The organism is Lentzea jiangxiensis, from assembly GCF_900104175.1.
In the GTDB taxonomy this organism is placed as follows: Bacteria; Actinomycetota; Actinomycetes; order Mycobacteriales; family Pseudonocardiaceae; genus Lentzea; species Lentzea jiangxiensis.
Genome location: NZ_FNIX01000032.1, coordinates 1 through 14,272, shown reverse-complemented (window position 1 = coordinate 14,272; position 14,272 = coordinate 1). Strand labels below are relative to the sequence as shown.

The 14,272-nt window shown below is 70.1% G+C and carries 14 protein-coding genes and 1 pseudogene; 3 read left to right on the top strand and 12 right to left on the bottom strand.

The features are described from left to right. Window positions 1-25: 25 nt before the first annotated feature. Window positions 26-2,479 carry an XRE family transcriptional regulator gene (locus tag BLQ91_RS37945; protein ID WP_090105170.1) on the bottom strand — a complete coding sequence of 818 codons (2,454 nt, stop codon included), beginning with the start codon at window positions 2,477-2,479 and terminating at the stop codon, window positions 26-28. A gap of 182 nt (window positions 2,480-2,661) precedes the next feature. Between BLQ91_RS37945 and BLQ91_RS37940 the strand changes: the two genes are divergently transcribed. Beyond that, a complete protein-coding gene (locus BLQ91_RS37940; protein WP_090105168.1) occupies window positions 2,662-3,096 on the top strand; it encodes a hypothetical protein in 435 nt (144 codons plus the stop codon). Here the strand turns inward: BLQ91_RS37940 and BLQ91_RS37935 are convergent. The 9 genes from BLQ91_RS37935 to BLQ91_RS37895 all read right to left on the bottom strand — a co-directional run bounded on the left by BLQ91_RS37935 (window position 3,086) and on the right by BLQ91_RS37895 (window position 11,606). Then, entirely contained in the window at window positions 3,086-3,589 is a 504-nt protein-coding gene (locus BLQ91_RS37935) for a beta-carotene isomerase domain-containing protein (protein ID WP_090105166.1), read from the bottom strand. The genes BLQ91_RS37940 and BLQ91_RS37935 overlap by 11 nt on opposite strands. Then, entirely contained in the window at window positions 3,582-4,193 is a 612-nt protein-coding gene (locus tag BLQ91_RS37930; protein ID WP_090105164.1) for an acetoacetate decarboxylase family protein, read from the bottom strand. Before BLQ91_RS37930 ends, BLQ91_RS37935 begins: the two co-directional genes overlap by 8 nt. 9 nt (window positions 4,194-4,202) lie before the next feature. Then, window positions 4,203-5,597 carry a carotenoid oxygenase family protein gene (locus BLQ91_RS37925; protein ID WP_090105162.1) on the bottom strand — a complete coding sequence of 465 codons (1,395 nt, stop codon included), beginning with the start codon at window positions 5,595-5,597 and terminating at the stop codon, window positions 4,203-4,205. Then, complete coding sequence (locus BLQ91_RS37920) at window positions 5,594-6,757, bottom strand: lycopene cyclase family protein (protein WP_090105160.1); 1,164 nt, start codon at window positions 6,755-6,757, stop codon at window positions 5,594-5,596. The genes BLQ91_RS37925 and BLQ91_RS37920 overlap by 4 nt, the downstream gene beginning before the upstream one ends. 91 nt (window positions 6,758-6,848) lie before the next feature. Then, window positions 6,849-7,700 (bottom strand): terpene synthase family protein, encoded by an 852-nt coding sequence (locus BLQ91_RS37915; RefSeq protein ID WP_143023033.1) that lies wholly within the window; start codon window positions 7,698-7,700, stop codon window positions 6,849-6,851. Window positions 7,701-7,713: 13 nt separating this feature from the next. Then, on the bottom strand, window positions 7,714-9,057 hold the full coding sequence (locus BLQ91_RS37910) for an FAD-dependent oxidoreductase (RefSeq protein WP_143023032.1): 1,344 nt from the start codon (window positions 9,055-9,057) through the stop codon (window positions 7,714-7,716). A 7-nt stretch (window positions 9,058-9,064) separates the two neighbouring features. Further along, a complete protein-coding gene (locus BLQ91_RS37905; RefSeq protein WP_143023031.1) occupies window positions 9,065-10,039 on the bottom strand; it encodes a lysylphosphatidylglycerol synthase domain-containing protein in 975 nt (324 codons plus the stop codon). Continuing rightward, window positions 10,039-10,809, bottom strand: a complete 771-nt coding sequence (locus BLQ91_RS37900) for a PIG-L deacetylase family protein (protein WP_090105152.1) — start codon at window positions 10,807-10,809, stop codon at window positions 10,039-10,041. Before BLQ91_RS37900 ends, BLQ91_RS37905 begins: the two co-directional genes overlap by 1 nt. Next, a complete protein-coding gene (locus tag BLQ91_RS37895) occupies window positions 10,803-11,606 on the bottom strand; it encodes an ABC transporter permease (protein WP_090105150.1) in 804 nt (267 codons plus the stop codon). The genes BLQ91_RS37900 and BLQ91_RS37895 overlap by 7 nt, the downstream gene beginning before the upstream one ends. An 83-nt stretch (window positions 11,607-11,689) precedes the next feature. Between BLQ91_RS37895 and BLQ91_RS37890 the strand changes: the two genes are divergently transcribed. Then, window positions 11,690-12,526, top strand: a complete 837-nt coding sequence (locus tag BLQ91_RS37890; protein WP_090105148.1) for an alpha/beta fold hydrolase — start codon at window positions 11,690-11,692, stop codon at window positions 12,524-12,526. Here BLQ91_RS37890 and BLQ91_RS37885 read toward each other — a convergent pair. Further along, window positions 12,486-13,583 carry a glycosyltransferase family 4 protein gene (locus BLQ91_RS37885; protein ID WP_176960179.1) on the bottom strand — a complete coding sequence of 366 codons (1,098 nt, stop codon included), beginning with the start codon at window positions 13,581-13,583 and terminating at the stop codon, window positions 12,486-12,488. The genes BLQ91_RS37890 and BLQ91_RS37885 overlap by 41 nt on opposite strands. Before the next feature lie 210 nt (window positions 13,584-13,793). On the opposite strand from BLQ91_RS37885, the gene BLQ91_RS37880 reads away from it, so the two are divergent. Then, on the top strand, window positions 13,794-14,024 hold the full coding sequence (locus BLQ91_RS37880) for an AMP-binding protein (RefSeq protein ID WP_090105144.1): 231 nt from the start codon (window positions 13,794-13,796) through the stop codon (window positions 14,022-14,024). Here the strand turns inward: BLQ91_RS37880 and BLQ91_RS37875 are convergent. Continuing rightward, window positions 14,003-14,272 (bottom strand): annotated as a pseudogene (locus BLQ91_RS37875) (IS630 family transposase); the annotation flags it as partial. The gene BLQ91_RS37880 and the pseudogene BLQ91_RS37875 overlap by 22 nt on opposite strands.

Genomic DNA, 14,272 nt, shown 5'->3' with positions numbered 1-14,272 from the left:
CGCGGCAGCACCGCCGCGAAGCCGCCTACGAGGCGTTGAGCTGTTCGGTCAGGTTCTTGCGCAGCTTCGCGGCCTCGGCGGGGTCGACCCGGTCGCACAGCGCCAGGGCGCGCTCGCGTTCGCGTCGCGCCGCCACCGGATCGCGCAGCAGGTCGGACACATCCGCCATCTCTCCCAGCGTCTCCGCCTGGGACTGCGGCAGCCCGGCTCGCTCGAACAGGTCGAGCGCCTCGGCCAGCTTGCTGTGCGCGTTCTGGAGGTCGCCCTTCTGGCGCAGAAACTGACCGCTCGCCTGCAGGGTTCGGGCTCGTCCCATCGTCCCGCCGTGGCGTTCGAAGAGCTCGAGCGCTAGGTCGAGCTGGCCGAGCGCCCGGTCGACCTGGTCCAGCGCGGCCAGGTTGTGCGACGAGCGCAGCAGCAGGTTCGCGTAGTTGATGTCGTCCGACGGGGTCTTCCGGCCGCCGTACGGGTGTCTGAAGTACTCCAGGGAGACCGCGAACTCCTCGGCGGCCTCTTCCAGCTTGCCGATCTCGTGCAGGTACCCCGCCAGCATGAAGCGCGTGAGGTTGCTCCCGAGCGGGTAGTCGGCCTGCTCGAAAAGCCGCATCGCCTCGCTCATCGCCTCGGGATAGTCGACCGGGAGGCCGGACATGAGCTGCGTGTTCGCGAGATAGGTGCGCGCCCAGGCCTCGTGCTGCGGGTTGCCCCTCGCCACCGCGTCGTCGATGGCCCGCTGCGACAGCTCGAGGGCGTCCTGGGTGTCCAGGCCCATCTGGGATCGGCGCACCCAGGACAGGTAGTGGCGGTGCACTGCCTCGTAGAACCTGTTGTCCGTCGCGACCGCCGACCCGACCGCGACGTCGAGCAGGTCCCACGTCGTCTCGGTGCCGCCCAGCTCGGCGTACCAGTGCATGACCGCGGCCAGGTCGAGCACCTGCTGGTGGTCTCCCCTCTCGAAGCTGCGTCTCACCGCGGCCAGCCAGTTCTGCGCCTCCTCCTCCAGCCAGCGCCCGGCACCGCGGTGATCGCTGAATGACCGCGTGGCGGTCGGTGGCACGACCACCCCGTCGGTCGGCGCGAAGTAACAGCCCGCCGCAGTCGCCGTGTGCATCAACCAGCCGACGAGGCGGTCTTCCGCCTCCGCCACGGCTTCCGGGGTCTCCTCCTGGGCCAGCCGCTCCCCCGCGAACACCCGGAGCAGGTCGTGGAACTGGTAGCGCCCATAGGGTTGTGACGGTTGCAACAGACTCGCGTCGGCCAGCTCCTCCAGAAGGATGGCGGCGTCGTCCTCCTCCGGCGCGTCGATCAGCGCCATCGCCGCTCCCGCCGAGAAGTCCGCCGCCGGCACCAGCGAGAGCCTGCGGAAGACCTTGCGCGCGTTCGGGGAGAGCTGGCGGTAGGACAGGTCGAACACGCTGCGGACGTCGAGATCGCCGGCGGTGAGCGCGGTCAGCCGCCTGCCCTGGTCGCGGAGCTGGCCGATGAGGTGGCTCAGCGGCCACACCGGCCTGCTCGCGAGGCGGTTGCCGACGATGCGGATCGCAAGCGGCAGCCGCCCGCACAGCTCGACGAGCTCACTCGCCGCGGCGCGTTCCTGTGACACACGCGCAGACCCGATGATGCTCGACAGCAACGCGATGGCGTCGTCGTCGTCCAGCACGTCGAGGCTGATCCGCTGCACTCCCTGCAGCCCCACCAGCAGGTAGCGGCTCGTGATCACGGTCAGGCACCGCAGCCCGCCGACCAGCAGCTCGCGCACCTGGGCCTCGTCTGCGGCGTCGTCGAGGACGATCATGCTCCGCCGGTCCTGCAGCAGCGACCGGCACAGGCTCGCCCGCTGCTCCAGCTCGGCGGGGATCTGCGTCGCGTTGATGCCCAGTGACCTGAGCAACGGGTGCAGCACCTCGGTGGGCTGGTTCGGCTGGGTGGACATCCCGCGCAGCTTCAGGAAGTGGCAGCCGTCGGGGAACTCCGCGGCGAGATCGCGGGCCGCGCGCACCGCGAGGCTGGTCTTGCCGGTGCCGGGAGGCCCGCTCAGCACCACGTAACGGCCGGAGCGGCTGCCTGCACCTCCCAGCTCGGCGGTGATCGCGCTCAGCTCGTCCAGTGCGCGCTCGCGGCCGGTGAAGTCGTTGAGGTCGGGGGGCAGCATGCCCAACAGCAGCGGATCGTGCAGGCCTGGCGACGGTGCCGGCGACGACGTGGTGCCGGAGGTGGTGGCCGGGCGGGTGCGCGCCTGCTTGGCCACCTTCTGCAGCTGGGCCAGCTCCTCGTCAGTCAGCGCCAGCGGCGGGGCGAGCGACTCGATCGTGCGGCGCTGCGGGCTTTTGGCCGTGCCCCGTTCCATGTCACTGATGGCGCGGACGCTGACACCCGACTTCTCGGACAGCTCCTCCTGGGTGAGGCCGGCCCGCAAGCGGTAGCCCTTGAGCAGTTCTTTGAGTGGGTCTGATGAGTCGTCCAGGATCGGCCTCGTCATGGTTGGGATTATCCACCCTCACCGGAGGAGCTGTCGGTCGGTTCTGCCGTGTGTCCTGCCTGGTAGCCGGACCGCTCGTGAGGTGTGCTGGTGACACGTTCCCAAACGCTTCAGGAGGTGGTGTCGTCGTGCACGGTGATCCCAGGCCGGCCGGCCGGTCAGCGCGGTGGTACAGCACGGTGATGGGGTGGCGCACCGATGCCGACGAATCGGGGGGTCGTCTCCTGCTCGGCCGCGGCATCGTCGCGATCGACGTCCCCGCTTCGTGGGCACCCGCGGTGAGAGCGACGCTGGAACGCGTCGAACGCTGCACGCCCGCACTGCTGCTGGCCACGACCGAACCCCGCGTGGTGTTCCTCGCGGAGGCGGACACCTCGGTGCTGGGCCAGTTCCAGCTCCCCGTCGGCGCGCGGTTCCTCACCGCGCCGACGATGCTGCGCCTGCCCCTAGCGTCTACTGCGGAGCAGGGCGGCACGATCTGGTACTGCCCGCCCGATCCGGCGCACCGATGGCTCTTCCCGGCGGGCGCGGTGCTGCAGGCGGTCGAGTCTGCGGCCGCCGGCGGGGACGCGTCGGCAAGGCCGAGGCGCGCCGGGAACAGTCTGTTCATCGGCTGACGGCGGAGGTGCCGAAGCGGATCGTGCAGCTGCCCGCCGTCAGGTCGGGACGCAGCTCCGCGCGCAGGCCCACCTGCTCGGCGAAGAAGCTCGCCGTAGGTGTCCGGCACACGCGCAGGCACGCGTCCGCACCACCCTCGGCGAGGAAACGGCACCGCGGAATCTTGATCGTCGTGGCGTCGCGGACCGCGATCGGACCCACCAGCCAGCGAAAACCGGCGGGCATCAGCCGAACGACCACCCGCGCCAGCCCGTCCGGCCACCGCCGGGCGACCGGGCGCAGCACCGCGAGCACCGGGCGGGAGAACAGATCCCGCAGGTCCGCGTCGATGATCGCACGCCGGCGTTCGTCGCCCGCCGCGGCGATCTGCCGGACCTGGTCCATCGCGCCCGCGTACCCCGCCAGACCGGAGCCGAAGCCCGAGTTGCGGCGGCAGATGCGACGGAACCGCGCCACCAGCAACCGGTCCAGCAGGTTCTCCCGCTCAGACATCGAACAGCGCCGAGAAGTCGCGCAGGCCCACGTGCGCGATCGCCCTGCCCTGAGCCAAGAAGCCGAGCTCCGGCACGTCGGGGACGAGGGTGGCGCGCCCGAACGTCAGGCGGCATCGCGAGCGCAGCTTGGTGAACCTGTACCTGCCGTTGAGATCCTGCACCAGCCGGACGGTCAGCCCCGTGCTGAACGGCAGCGTCGGGCCGGAGCGGAACGACCCGGTCACGCGGCCCGCCTCGCCGAGCGACATCTCCAGCTCAGCGTGTTTCCCGTGCCGGAACGAGAACTTCGCCATCTCCTTCGGGATGCCCCACAACGCCCGGCCACCCACTCGTGAGCGGTGGTCGTCCACCCAGATGGACACGGTGGTGAGACAGGCCTTGCGACCGGCCCGGCACAGCACGCCGACCAGGAACTCGCGGTACTCGAGGACGCTGCCCCGCTGGTAGTCGACCCACATGACGGCAGCGATCGCGTGGCCGGCCAGGGTGATCGGCACCACGCCTGCCGGCAACCGCGGCATCAGCGCTGCCGGGAAGCGGTAGATCCCGGCGTACGACTGGCCGTTGAGCCGCCACGGCGGCTCGGGATAGTTCGTGCTCATCGGAAGCCCTCACCGCTGTGCTCGGATTTCGGTCGCCATCTCCACCGAGCTGAGCTCGTCCGCCGTGATCCAGCTCGAGTGGAAGCCGTAGGGCACGCGGAACGGCAGGTGCACCACCGCGACCGGCGTGTCGGTGAAACACCGCGCGTCCAGCACGACCAGATCGGACGTGTCCGTGTCCGGATTCCACCGGAAGTGCAGGATCCACCCGTCGTCCTCGCCGTCGCCGCGGGGCACGAACACCGGTTCGCTGGGAACACCGCCGTCGTCGCGCACCTCGGTGCGTTCGCCGACGTGGTCGTGCTTCAGCAACGCGTCCGGGGTGCGGTTCGCGATCTGGCCGCTGACCGCGTAGTGGTAGCGGGTCGGCGCGCCGGTCCGGCGCGGGTCGGAGCGCGGGAGCTCCTGGGCGTGGTCGTCGACCTGCCGTTCCGTCAGACGACCCGTGACGAGGTCGGCGGCCCACTCCCAGAGCACCGCACCCTCGGTGAGCGGTCCGGCGGCGCTGCCGGTGAACGCCTCGCGGTACCGCAGAGCGCGCACGATCACCCGGTTGTCCTGCTCGTGTGCGCTGACGACGTGGAAGACGAAGCACGGGTCGATGTCGAACCAGCGCAGGTCCCGCGCGGTACCGGCGCGCGGCAGGACGCCGAGCCTGGTGCGATGCCGTTCGTGCCAGTGGAACGGGAACCGCCCGGTCGCCGCGTAGGCGAAGTCGAACCGCACAGGGAGGTCGAAGAGGGCGACGTGGCCGCGAGTTAGCGCGAAGTCGTGCAGCATCGGGCGCCCGCCGAGCGGCAGGCGCTCAAGCTTGCACACCTTCCCCTGCGAGCTCACCACGATGTAGTCGGCCTTGGTGCGCAAGGGCGAGTACGCGATGGCCACCAGCTCGCCCGTGACCGGGTCGAGCTTGGGGTGGGCCGCGAAACCGCGTGGCAGCGTGCCGCCGAGATCCGTGTACGCCACCGTGTTCAGCTCGCCGTCGAGCCGGACCGGGACGCAGCCCGTCTCGACGAGTCCCAGCAGCATGTTGCCGTGGTAGACGACGTTGGTGTGCACGGTGTCGTTGAAGAAGTGCCGCGGGCCGGACGGGCGGGGCACCCCGAGGTGCTTCGCGGCGCGGCGCGACCTGATCCAGCGGTTGCGGAACCACAACGCATCGCCGTCGCTGAGCCGCACCCCGGATACCATGCCGTCCTGGGTGAACCACGAGTAGGCCGCCGCGCCGCGCTTTCTGGGCTCCTGTACCGGGTTCGGCCCGATCTGGGTGAACAGGCCGTCGAGCTCGGGCGGCAGTATGCCGCTCACCCGCAGGCGGTGCACAGTTCGTTCGCCCAGCACCGGCGCGAAAGCGCCTTGCAGGAACATGCTCTCGGCGAGATCGGGCAGATCGGGCAGGCTCATGCCGCAACTCCGGGTGCGCGGGGACACAGTGCCGCGAAAACGGTGCGCAGCCGCACCGGCCAGTCCGCGTGGCCGAACAGGGCGCTCATGGCGTGCAGCGTGCCCAGCAGGTCCGTGCGACCGGAGAGATAGGCGCGCTGGTGGTGCGCGGGCAGCCGGAAGTAGGCCTCGAAGAAGCGCGGGATCTCATTGGGAGGCATGGCGAGCACCGATTCCATGCCGCGGCGGCGCAACTGGTGCACGAGCTTCGCGGAGGCGGGCCAGACGGCCTTGCGGAACGCCGTTTCCGCTGCCGCGGGACCGTTGGGCAGCGATAGTGCGACGGCGGCGGCCACCGGCGAGGCGAGGCTCAGGGAGGTGGCGAGGCCGTAACCGGTGGACGGATGAATCATCCCGGCGGCCGCGCCGAACGACGCCACACGCGCCGAGGAGCGGGCCGCTTGTTCAACCGGGAAGTGCACCTTCTCCACGTCGGCGTCATCCGTACGTACACCCCGTGCGTGCAGCCGGCTGAACAGCCTGGTCCTCAACTCCCGCAACGGAAGCCCGGGACGACGAGCCAGCGAGGTCTCCTCCAGCAGCACGCGGCCGTCGCCCAGCGGCACGCCGTAGAGGAACGTCGGCCAGTCCGTTTCGGTCGCGGCGGGCTGAGTCCAGTCCATGAACAGCGCTTCCCCTGGCCGCACCAGCTCCGCGACCCGGTCCTGGGCGATCTTCAGGCCGTACGCGGTCTGCGCGGCGGGCACATGACCGGCGAGTGCGCGGTGATGCCCGCTGGCGTCGACGACCAGGGTCGCAGCCAGCTCCCGGCCACAGGCGAGACGAACTGCGGCTCCGGTGGTACCGCGAACGGTCTGGACCGCTCGGCCGCGGTGCACCGGCAAGTCCGGTGTGGACAGCCAGTCGCGCAACCGTTCGTTGTCCATGACCGAGTACGGCCGGGCGATGGTGTGCTGGGTGGTGGTCATCGCGCGCAGCACGGGTGCGGTGGCCGCGACCGGAACGCCTGCGGGCAGTTCGTCGTCCCACGCGCCGAACGTCTGCCGCCACGGCCGGTCCGGGTGCTCCTCCACCAGCGCCACCCGCAGTCCCCGCCGGTCGCACTCGGCGCCGAGCGCGCGGCCCGCGGGTCCGGCGCCGACGATGAGCACGTCGTACATCAGCGGGCCTCCGTCTGGAAGTGCGGCGTTGGAGCGATCCTGAAGCTAGCTCGCGGCTCGTCCACCGTTCCAGCCGATCAGGAACGGTGTGTCAAAGTGCGACACCCGCGGTGGTGTGACGGCCGGACTCGCTCAACCAGCGCGCGTGTCCGGCGAGTGCGGATCGGATGCCGTTCAGCACCACCCGGAGCGCCATGCGTTCGGGAGCGCACCACGTCCGAGCCTGTTCCAGCGCCAGTCGCTCGTAACCGACGTAGTCCTCGCAGCGCACTGAGATCTCGTCGTCGATCCGCCGCACGGCCTGCTCCATCGTCAACGACTCGGTGCGCATCGTGATGAGCACGAGGTTCTCCACGTCGCCGGACACGGCTTCACGCGCCACTGAGGCGATGTCGTTGCGCCACGCCGTGATGTCGCTCGCGGTGTGCACGATCAGGTGGTACAGGAACACCCCGTTCGTCCACGGCCTCAGGTCGCCGTAGGTCGCCCAGGTCGGCATGAGGTGCCTGCGCCGGGCCTCCGCCGCGAGCGCCTCACCGTGCCAGGCGAAGGCTTTCAGCGCACGCGCCCGCCACGCCTCCGACATGGGGTCGCAGATGACCCGCCATTCCTCGCCGACCGCTCTCACGAAAGGACTTCCGCCGTCGGCCCCGGTCATCGCGGCGAGCAACGACCGGGAGGACTCACTGACCTCCGCCGGATCCGCCTGGGCGTGATCGGACCTGTCGTCCAGCCAGAACAGCACTGCGATCCAGCGGGCCAGCGCGATCAGACGTTCCGTCCGCGCTGCCGGCAGGACGCCGGCGGTCAGCCGTGCCACGCCGTTCCGCAGCACCTCGTCCTCGGGCAGCCCAGCCCGGCGCACCCACGAGGCGAGGTCGGCTTCGAGCAACCGGGTGTCGGGGTGCGTCGCCTCCGGCGCCAAATCGGACTCACGTGGCATCGAACATCTCCAATCAGACGGAACTCTGCGCGCGCGTGCCGTTGACCCGCATCGCGCGTGACACGAGATCCGGGTCGGCCAGGGTCGACGGGTGCGCCATCAGGAACGTGACGGCCCGGACAGCGGTGCCGATCGGCACGTCCCGGAGAGCCGCGATCAGCACCTGCCGCACCTCCCTGTTCCTCCCTGCCCGGTCGCCGGTTGAGGACGTGATCCAGGCCGCCTCGACCACGACTTTCTGCAGCTCGAAGAAGTGACGCGCGTGGTCGGTGAAATCAGGGCCCGACCGCAGGAACTCCGACAGGCAGGACGCGTGCAGCGACGCCGACGACATGCCCTGACCGTAGACGGGGTTGAACGACGCGACGGCGTCACCGACGACGACAAGCCTGGCCGGAAAGCGTTGCACGGACTCGAAGTGACGCCACCGGTTGTCGGGATGGCGGTACGGCACGACCTCGCCGACCATCCGCCCGCTGACGGCCTCTTGGAAGATCGGCGGGAGCGCACGGCAGTGCTCGACGAAGTCGGCTGCGGTGATTCCCTCGTGGTGCACCATGACCGACCACAGCCCGCCCTCGACAGCCGTGGCGGCCGCCCCTCTCAACGGCTCGGCCGGCGCCTGCCCCGGCGAGCGGCGGCAGATGCCGGTGAGCGGTCCGGTCCAGGCCGCGGACCGCTCGAACCGCGCGGTCAGGTAGCGGATGTCGACCTGAAGGCGTTCGAGCTCCGGTGCGGCCCAGCCGCCCTCGGCCAGCCAGTCACCGACGCGGCTCGACCGGCCGGTGGCGTCGACGACGAAATCGGTGCTCGCGACGATCTCACCGGTGCCGGTCCGGTAGCGCACCGCCGCGACCTCGTCACCGGTGTACCGCAGCCCGATGGCTTTTCCATTGACCAGCCGGACGTTCGGCAACGCCAAGGTGCGGCGCCGGATCAACAGCTCCAGGAACGGCCGGGTGCTCGACATGACCGCCGCGTTGGGTGTGGTGACCTGCGCCACGCCGTCCACGTGGTCGATGAACCGGTCCGGATCACACCAGACCGCGCCCGCGCCGAGAGCTTCCGCCACCAGTCCTGGGTAAAAGCGTTCGAGCTGCTGCTGCCCGCCCGGCAGCAACGCGTGCACCTGATAACCCTGCGGCACCCCGGGGCGTGCCTCGCCGGCCGAACCGGCGTCGGCACCGTCGGATTCGACGATCACCACCCGGTCGGCGTGGTCTGCCAGCACCCGCGCGGCGAGAAGGCCCGAGATACCACCGCCGAGAACGTGTGCGACCGCGAAATGGCGTTGCGGGGCGAAAGGAGCTTCGACGGTGCTGAGTCGCTCGAAGATCCGGGCGGAAGGATTCGGCATGTTCCCCTCACTCACTGACAACAGCCCGGCGAGGCGTCCTGGTGCGCCGCAAGGTCCACCACGACCAGCAAACGCCGCCTACCAACGACTCCAGGACGGTGGTGAAGAGGGTGAACAGCAGCACGCCCGCCGCCGCCTCGGGCCCCCCGTGACCCCAGGAGAACAGCAGGGCGAGGGTGCCGCCCTCCGTGACACCGGTGGCTCCCGGCGTGATCACCACCAGGGCGAGCATGCGGTTGACCGCGAACAGCACCACCGCGAGGCCCAGCTCCACCCGCGTTCCCGCCGCGGCCAGGCAGGCCCACAGCAGCACGCCGTGCAGCACCGACACCGCACACGTCGCGATGGTCATCTGCTGCCAGTTCTGCCTGGCCACGGTGAACGCGAGGTCAGTGACGCCGGGGAACGCCCCTCCCCGCCGGTCGCCGAGCAGGCGCGTGAGCATCCGGGTGACCAGGCTGACCGTGCGTCTGCGGGTCAGCACCACCACACCGGCGGCCAGCACGGCGGCGGTCGCGAGTCCGTACCAGAGCACCTCGTCGCCGGCGTGGAACCTGAAGCCGGCGGCCAACAGCAGAACGAGCAACGGGAACAACAGGCGGCCGACGAGGTTCCACACGCCGGTCAGCGTCACGGACACCCCGATCGCCACCGCGCTGTGGCCCCAGCTGGTGCCCATCAGGAACGCCGTGGTGGTGCCGACCACGCCGCCGAGCGGCACGACGTTGCCCACCGCCGTGCCGACCGCGGCCAGCTGGAACGCTTGCGACTGCGTCATTCCCGGCAACGAGCCGGTGATGACGTTGTTGCCGCACCACATCACCGCCATCGCCAGGACGAGCAACCCTGCCAGCACCACGGGCCCGACATCCGCCAGCTCCGCGCCGATCGCCGGCAGGTCCACACCGGACACGCCCGGCAGGACGATCACCAGCAACACCAGCGCGAGCACGAGCGACGCCACCGACGCAAGCACCCGCATCAGCACAGCTCCGCCAAGGGGTGCGTCATCCGCGAACCGGCGAGCATCTCTCGCCGCACGTACCACTCCGTCCCCAAAGCCAGCCGGAACAACGGGCGCGGCAACCTGAGCAGCACGGCCAGTGTCCTCGTGTCACCGCCGCGAGACGACGCCTGCGAAGCGTGCGCCGCCATGCTCGCGCGCTTCTCGGCCAGCCACGGCCGCACGTCCACCCGATGCGTGATCTCGGAGCTTGAGCTGTACACCTGACCGGTATCCGGCGGTACCTTGACCCCTGCCACCCGCGCGGCTTTCAACCCGCGCGCGTACCAGGTCCTGTCCACAGTGGCCTCCAGAAGGATCGGTGTGCGCGCGAGCTTCGCGGCGAGCGTCGCGACCCGGTGCACCTGCCGATGATCGGGGTGGCCATAGCCGCCGTTCGGATCGTAGGAAGTCAGCATCCGCGCTTCCTCCTCGTGCAGGACGTCCGCGAGCCGGCGAGCGACCTCGTGCGGGTCGTGGGCCGAGAAGCCGGTCGGGGATCCGCTCAGGCCGGAGTCGGGATAACCGAGCTCCACCAGGCGATCGCAGCCGAGCAACGCGGCGGAGGACCGCAGCTCGGCCCGGCGCAGCACACCCGGATTCCCACCGTCCGCGACCAGTCCGGCCTCGCCCGCGGTCGCCACCACGAGCACCACGCGATGCCCTTCCGAGCTGAGCCGCGCCATGGTGCCCGCGGTCAGCAGTGCCTCGTCGTCCGGGTGGGCGTGGAAGAAGACGCAGGTCACCACGTGATGTCCTTCTTCCGGAAGATGTGGTGCGCCAACGCGTAGCACGCCGCGAAGTAGAGCAGCGCGGACAGAGCCCCCTTCGTGACGTTCGCCCAGTCAGGATCGGTGCTGGTGAGGTCCAGCCAGGCGAACCCGAAGTGGCTGGGCAGCAACTCGCGCACGCTCTCCGGCAGCGGGAGGTCATCCAGGATCTGCGACAGGTTGGACACCGCGAGGGGCAATCCCCACGCCACCAGCGTGCGGTTGGTCGAGACGCTCACCACGAGTGCCGCTCCTCCCAGCCACAACAGGTGAACGAGCTCGTAGCCGATCATCTGGGCCGCCATCAGCAGGCACTGCCCGTACGAAACGCTTTCCCCGAGAGGACTCACGGCGTCGCTCGTGCCGAACGCGACAGTTCCCGCCACGACCGCCGACACGGCCACCACGGCGAACGCGGCCGCGCACCTGACCCACGCGCTACATGCCTTGATCCACAACAGCCGGTGGCGCGGCACGGGCAGGGCCAGCAGGTACTTCAACGTTTGCCAGGACGCTTCCGACGCGATGGCTGAGCCGAAGGCGACGGCGACGATCATCGGCAGCGCCAGGCGACACGACGCGAACAGCACGAACATGGCGAAGTTGCCGCCGCTCGCCGTCGCGAGCTGCTCGATATCGCCACCGAGCCACGGCGCCGACGCGGGTGCCCCTGCGAACGTCAGAACCAGCAGCACCGGCACGATCGCGGCCAGCGCGAAGGTGAGGCGCGTCTGCGTGGTCCTCTTGTGGCGCAACAACTCCGCCTTGAGTCCCATTACAGCCACCGGCCTCGCAACGGCATCCGGGATCACGTCGTCACTCCATTCGTCCGGGCCCGATCTCGTGTCATACTCCCGAAATGACCATCCACGAGAATCTCCGCACGATCACGGATGACGGTGTGGCGCTGCACGTCGAGGCGCAGGAAGCCGAGCCGGGCGCGCCGACGATCGTGTTCGTCACGGGCGTCAACACCACGCTCAGGTTCTGGCGCCGACAGCGCCGCGAGCTGACCGGCCGTGCGCGGATGGTGTTCTACGACCACCGCGGGCATGGAGGTTCCAGCGAGACGAGGCCGGCTGCCGCGACGATCGTGCAGCTCGCCCGCGACCTGCACGTGGTGCTCACGACCGCTGCACCGGACGAGCAGGTGATTCTCGTGGGTCACTCGATGGGCGGGATGGTGATCACCGCACTCGCCGAGCAGCTGGGCGAGAAGTTCCACGACCTCGTCCGGAGCGTCGTGCTGATCAACAGCGTCCCGAACGGCCTGGCACAGCACTGGATGCGGCTCTCCGAGGTGTCCGCGCGGCGCACCGTCGCCCTGATCCGGAAGGTTCTCCCGGCGGCGCGCCGGACGAGTCGCGCGCTCACCCCGCTCTTCCGCCGCGCCGGACTCGCGAAGTTCCTGCCCGAGGTGCCGACCGAGGTGACGGAGGCGTTCATGGCGGCGGCCTCGTTCGCTGACCACCGTCCGGGGCTGGAACGGTTCCACGACAGGAACACGCTCGTCATCGCGGGGGAACGGGACAACTGGGTGCCGCTCGCGGCGACAACCGCGATGGCGCGGACGATCCGTGGTGCGACGCTGCTGGTGATCCCGGAGGGCGGCCATCTCACGCCCGTCCGGAATCCCGAGCTCGTGTCCGCTCATCTCACATCCTACTTGGACGGTGTGATCGCGGACCGGACGTAGCCGTGCGCTCGTTGCCCGATGCGTACAGTGCGTCCCAGCGGGCCAGCACCCCTGGCCAGTCGAAGACGACGAGCGGGTGAGCCGCCGCGAACTCCGCCATACCGCGCCTCAGATCGTGGTTGGTGACCATTTCCCGCAGCCCGTCCTCCAAGGCGACGCCGGGCTCGCACAGGAACCCGTTCTTGCCGTGCCACACGAAGTCGTTCACACCGGACTCCGCCATCGCGACCACCGGCACGCCGGAGGAAAGCGCTTCCACGGTGGCGACGCCGAACGCCTCGCGCCGCGCCGGGTTGACGAAAAGATCGGCACCGGCCAGCAGGTCCCTGATCTCGGTACGGCGCAGGACACCGGCGAACGACACCGCGGACGCGAGTCCGCAGCGCCGGGCGTACGCCTCCGCCTTCGCCCGTTCCGGTCCGTCTCCGACGATGGTCACGCGGACGTCCGAACTGCCGGCGACTTCGCGGACAGCCTTCAGCAACGACATCGGCTCCCGCCGGGACACCAGCCTGCCGACGGCGACGACGTGCACCCCGCCGGAGCGATCCGGCGGGTGCGGCACCCGCCACCACCCGACGTCGATCCCGTTCGGTACGAGGTGAACCGGCAGTTCAGGGCACGTGCGGCGAACGCGGTCAGCGGTGAGCGAGCTGACCGCCGCCACCGTCACCTGATTGCGCGCCCAGGACTTCAGCCCGGCCAGCCGCGCCGCGAGAACACCCGGCCCCACCCACAGCGAGTGCACCGACACGACGGCCCGGACGGAGAGCTCGACCGCCACGTCCACCCCGGCCCAGCCGAGCGGGGACACGACGCTCACGTGCGCGTGGACCACATCGGGACGCAGCGGCGCGAGAACCGCCCTGAGTCGTCCCTGCGCACCCCAGCCGGAGCGCAGGCGGTGGACGGTGAAGGGAAACCCGGCGTCCGATCCGGATGCGGCGAGCTGCCGCGTGACGACGTGCACGTCGTGCCCCGCGGCGGCCTGCCGCGTCGCCAGGTCGACGACCTGATGCTCGATCCCGCCCAGCCGCGGGTGGAACGAGTCGGTCACGTGGGCAATGAGCATCCCGGGGTCCGATCGCGCGAAGGGAGGTGCACGCCGCTCAGGATGCGGTCCGTGGGGCGCAAGATCGGCCCGGTGTCGCAACCTGACACCACTGACTGGGACCTCTTGGCAGCTTCCGGGAAAAAGGCGTGAATCGAGCGAACGACCACAGAGCCCGCAAGGGGGAGCAACCGTGGCATTGTCGATTCCGGACTGTTGAGCGACCGCGTCACCCAAACGCCCGACACCGAGGCGATGCGGTACCGCGTCGGCGGCGGCTGGGCCTCGCTGACCTGGGCGCAGTTGCAGGACCGCGTGGCGCGCGTGGCGTTCGGGTTGCGCGAGCTGGGCCTCGGACGCGGTGACCGGGTCGCGCTGATGGGCAGCACCAGCATCGCGTGGATCATCGCCGACCTAGTGCTGCGTCACGCAATCTTGGCCGGGTAATGGGTCCAGGTGCGGATGGGTGAGTCGGTGGCGAAGCCGGTCTTGGGTTGGGCGCGGGCGTTGCGCCAGCGGATGTAGGCCGCGATCGCGGCGTTCTGCTCGGCGTGGCTGCGGTGGTCGGTGCCGTTGAGGGCGAAGTAGCGCAGGGCGGTGAACTCGGCCTCGATCCAGTTCAACCAGCTGGAGTAGGTCGGCAGGAACACCAGCTCGACGTCGTTGGCGGCGGCCCAGTCCAGGACGTCGGGGTG